This window comes from Microcystis sp. M090S1, assembly GCF_020246295.1.
Lineage (GTDB): Bacteria > Cyanobacteriota > Cyanobacteriia > Cyanobacteriales > Microcystaceae > Microcystis > Microcystis aeruginosa.
Genome location: NZ_JADBTF010000417.1, coordinates 1 through 3,869, shown reverse-complemented (window position 1 = coordinate 3,869; position 3,869 = coordinate 1). Strand labels below are relative to the sequence as shown.

General features: G+C 43.1%; 4 protein-coding genes. All 4 read right to left on the bottom strand.

Annotated features, from left to right (window positions below; genetic code table 11):
- Positions 1-31 precede the first annotated feature (31 nt).
- The 4 genes from IM477_RS18490 to IM477_RS18475 all read right to left on the bottom strand — a co-directional run bounded on the left by IM477_RS18490 (position 32) and on the right by IM477_RS18475 (position 3,804).
- Positions 32-397 (bottom strand): PIN domain-containing protein, encoded by a 366-nt coding sequence (locus IM477_RS18490; RefSeq protein ID WP_287732987.1) that lies wholly within the window; start codon positions 395-397, stop codon positions 32-34.
- Positions 390-629 carry a hypothetical protein gene (locus IM477_RS18485; RefSeq protein WP_002739406.1) on the bottom strand — a complete coding sequence of 80 codons (240 nt, stop codon included), beginning with the start codon at positions 627-629 and terminating at the stop codon, positions 390-392. The genes IM477_RS18490 and IM477_RS18485 overlap by 8 nt, the downstream gene beginning before the upstream one ends.
- A 571-nt stretch (positions 630-1,200) precedes the next feature.
- Positions 1,201-1,902 (bottom strand): vWA domain-containing protein, encoded by a 702-nt coding sequence (locus tag IM477_RS18480; protein ID WP_287732986.1) that lies wholly within the window; start codon positions 1,900-1,902, stop codon positions 1,201-1,203.
- Between the two features lie 450 nt (positions 1,903-2,352).
- On the bottom strand, positions 2,353-3,804 hold the full coding sequence (locus tag IM477_RS18475) for a RecQ family ATP-dependent DNA helicase (protein ID WP_287732988.1): 1,452 nt from the start codon (positions 3,802-3,804) through the stop codon (positions 2,353-2,355).
- Between the last annotated feature and the right edge of the window lie 65 nt (positions 3,805-3,869).

Below are 3,869 nucleotides of genomic sequence, written 5' to 3'. Positions count from 1 at the left end.
TACTTGACTGGACGAAAGGTGGCAGATGACTTTAAAGAGACGATGCAAATTGTTTTTGATGAGTTGCTTCCTCAATGGAATTACACGGCAAAGCCACAGTTGTTCTAGATTTGCAACTTATTAAATCCTCATTCCTTAGCCGATACAAGCGAAGTAAGTCAACCGCTTTGTCTGAAATAGGTTGGTCAATTCTGATTATATCAAACTGTTGAAGGAATTTTTCCAGCGTCCGTAACTCTGACTTGTTAGTGCAGCCAACAATTAGTTCCATTTGTGTAACTACGCTAATTGCTAATCTGGAACTTGATTGTAGCCTTTGCAGACAATTGACTGCTTCAGGAATACCACGACCAACATCAATGATTATGTCGGTATCTACGATAGTTGAACTAGCCATTTGTCTTTGACCACTCGCTTTCTCGTAAATTTCGCACCCAAGTAGTACTATCTAAATCTTGACGATCGCGCCACATTCCAACAAAGGGATCATTAACTAAATCAACATTTGACGATGCAGACAGAGGTTCAGAATATATGTACTTTTGTTTCAAAAAAGCGATCAGGCTGACTACTTGGCTCTGTGCTTCAGCAGGCAAAGATAAAAATTCACCTAAAATCTCATGAGTCATGGTTGTATCCTCCCCTATATCACGCCCAAAAGCGTGTTAGCCAGATTAGCTTACTGCAAACAATCTCCTTTAAGGAGACCTTTCACAGAAGCCTTCTAGGAATCTAGCAAAGATTCTTATATCTGGCTGCACTTTGTCACAAAATTTCACTATTATTTCGGGTAAGGTATCGTAAATCCCTTGATAGATTCAATCGGGACTAACTTCTGGGAAACCCGCTATAGATCTCCTGCAAAAATCAAAAACCTGACCTTAGGTTAGGAGAATCCGAGACAGGAGGAGAAAAAAGACAGGAAAATTTAGTACAAAAGCTCTACTCCCCCTGCTCTGGCGCTCCCTAGCTTACCAGAGGTCGATTATTCACTAAATGGTATCAAAAAAATCGGGTCTAAAACCTCGTCTTTACTCGTTTTATTATCACAGGATTTGGTATCACAGTTTCAATAAATGTGCATGGTGCGTTCCCCAAAAATCGATCGGTGGAGCAGTAGGAGTCACATTAGAGAACGCACCCTACAAGATCGGCGATCGCACTACAAGATCAGAGATCGCACTCATCAGGTTGAGTACATTATAGAGGCAATATTTTGATGAACTTTGCGATTTTATCCGCCTCCTCAGAAGTTAAATCAACTGGAAGTGAAAACTCTATCTTCAAATCCGCACGTAAGTTTAAAGTATGGATAAGAAGCTTGGGCTTTGAACTTAAGACAGAGTTCCTAAAAGTATCTATCAATTTCTCTGTTTCATAACCACTCGGAACAGATGACACTGCTGTGAATGTACCACCAGTTTCAAGGGCTGCTTCTTGAGCCAATTTTTTTTCCGCCTCATCTAGTTCAATTCCAACGATGTGAATCTCGCAATCAATACCATCTAGTTTTGCTTGTTCAATCTCTGCCTTCCAATCACCATCTGAAGTATCCCAACCATCTGTTATCAGAACAACCTTCGGGACAAATTCTTTAAGCTGCCGCAGAGACTTAAAAGACTTAACAACATCTCTTATAGCTCCCGCAATTGGAGTACCACCAGATGGATCTTTAATCTTACTTATAAAGTCATATAGTTTAACACTGTCTTTAGTATTTAACTCGTATTTATACACAGAATTGATCATGTCAGAGTTACCTGAAAAGGTTTTTGCCCCTATCCAAGTTGCACAGCCTAGTAAATCGGGTGCTACATCTGTAAGGATCTGCTTAGCACGGTCAAACTTTTTGCCTGCCATACTTCCTGAGTGATCAACAAGAATTTCAAGTGCTATTTCCATGATGATACTGACTAAAGCCTAACTACATATTATAGGTCAACTTTCTGTATAACACTCTTCAGAGTAACAATATAGGTCAACTTTCGGTATATCACCCCATTTAGGCGCGATCGCCCGAACTTTTCCCTATATCACGCCCAAAAGCGTGTTAGCCAGATTAGCTTACTGCAAAAAGCCTCCTTTAAGGAGACTTATCACAGAAGCCTTCTAGAAATCTAGCAAAGATTCTTATATCTGGCTGCACTTTGTCACAGAATTTCACTATTATTTCGGGTAAGGTATAGTAAATCCCTTGATAGATTCAATGGGGACTAACTTCTGGGAAAACCGCTATAGATCTCCTGCAAAAATCAAAAATCTGACCTTAGGTGAGGAGAATCCCAGACAGGAGGAGAAAAAAGACATAAAAAATTTAGTACAAATGCTCTGTTCTCCCTGCTCTGGCGCTCCCTAGCTTACCAGAGGTCGATTGCGACGACAATTATCGCAATGACCACAGCGAAAATTATCGGCATTTTCCTGAAAACCAAAGGCATTTAAGAGAAAGTGCCAACGACAGCGACGGGTATAGAGGTAGGGAAACATCTCATTTTTGGGTTTAAAAGTCATCTTGGCGGAATTATGGCGATAAATAAGCCGATAATGAAAAGGATCGAGCCATTCTAGGCGATCGAGACTGTGTAAAAGGGAGAGAATAAGCGCACCATCGGGAAATTCGGCACTAATCGCCTCTACTTTGCCCTCTAGGGGAATTTGGGCTAAAATTTGCCAAGCTTGTCGGTATTGGCGTTCCTGTTGGGAGTTAAAGAATTTTTGCTGGTTTTTATCGCTATTATCTAACCATCCCGTCGGTTCACTAATTAAGGTGAGAGCCTGCATTTTACCCCCATCGCGACCACCGCGGCCGATTTCCTGTAGGTATTCCGATAGTAAAGCTGGGGGTTGGTAGTGGACAACCCAACGCACATCGGGTTTATTGATACCCATGCCAAAAGCTGAGGTACAGACAACAAAAGTTAAATCCCCCCGCAGCCAATTTTGTTCTATTTCCCGACGCTGAAAGGGCGATAAACCCGCATGGTAGGCACTGGTGCGATAATGGAGAGATTGCAACCATGTCGCTAAATTTTCACTATGGCGACGGGAACGAGTATAGATCAGGCCGGATTGTCGAGGTTGACCGGTGAGGAAGTTTAATAGTTGATGACGACGACAACCGGGGCTAATACATATTTTGGTGCTTAAGTCAAGGTTTTGACGGTAAGGATTTATTAAGAAAAGCTGTGGTTTTTCTAGTTGTAAGACGCGGGTGAGAGTCTCACGGGTGGCGGGGTTAGCGGTGGCGGTAAAAGCAGCGATCGCTATTTGGCTGCCGGCCGGTTTTGATCGCAGCAGAGCGGGACGGACAGCACCGAGACGACGGTAGGCAGGACGAAAATTATCGCCCCACTGGGTTAAACAATGGGCCTCGTCGAGGATGAGAGCGTTAATTTTAACGTGGGGAAGGGTTAATTTTGACCAGAGGGGAGGACTTAAGAGCGTTTCCGGCGAAAGATAGAGAAGTCGCAGGGTTTGACCTGCGATCGCATCTAAAGTTTTCTTTCTCTGTTGTCGGGGGATTTCGTGATGAATAAGGGCGACGGGTAATTTTTTGGCTAATAATTCCTCCACCTGATTTTCCATCAGGGCAACTAAGGGGGAAATCACTAGGGTTAAGCCGGTTTTTAATAAAGCGGGCAATTGAAAACAGATAGATTTACCGAATCCCGTGGGCATGACAATCAGAGCATCTTTTGCCGCTAGAATTGTCTCGATAATCTCCTGTTGGGGAAAGCGAAAGCTATCATAGCCCCAAATTTTTTGAAAAATAGTCTGGATGCTTTCGGAATCGTGGGAAGACATGGTTAGACTGCTGGGGTGTGGGGAATTGGGGAATTGGGGAAGTGGGGAAGTGGGGAAGTGGGGTG

Bases quoted from the DNA above. Each gene is read 5' to 3' on its own strand.
- IM477_RS18480 (WP_287732986.1), bottom strand. From the start codon at position 1,902: ATGGAAATAGCACTTGAAATTCTTGTTGATCACTCAGGAAGTATGGCA.
- IM477_RS18475 (WP_287732988.1), bottom strand. From the start codon at position 3,804: ATGTCTTCCCACGATTCCGAAAGCATCCAGACTATTTTTCAAAAAATT.
- IM477_RS18490 (WP_287732987.1), bottom strand. From the start codon at position 397: ATGGCTAGTTCAACTATCGTAGATACCGACATAATCATTGATGTTGGT.
- IM477_RS18485 (WP_002739406.1), bottom strand. From the start codon at position 629: ATGACTCATGAGATTTTAGGTGAATTTTTATCTTTGCCTGCTGAAGCA.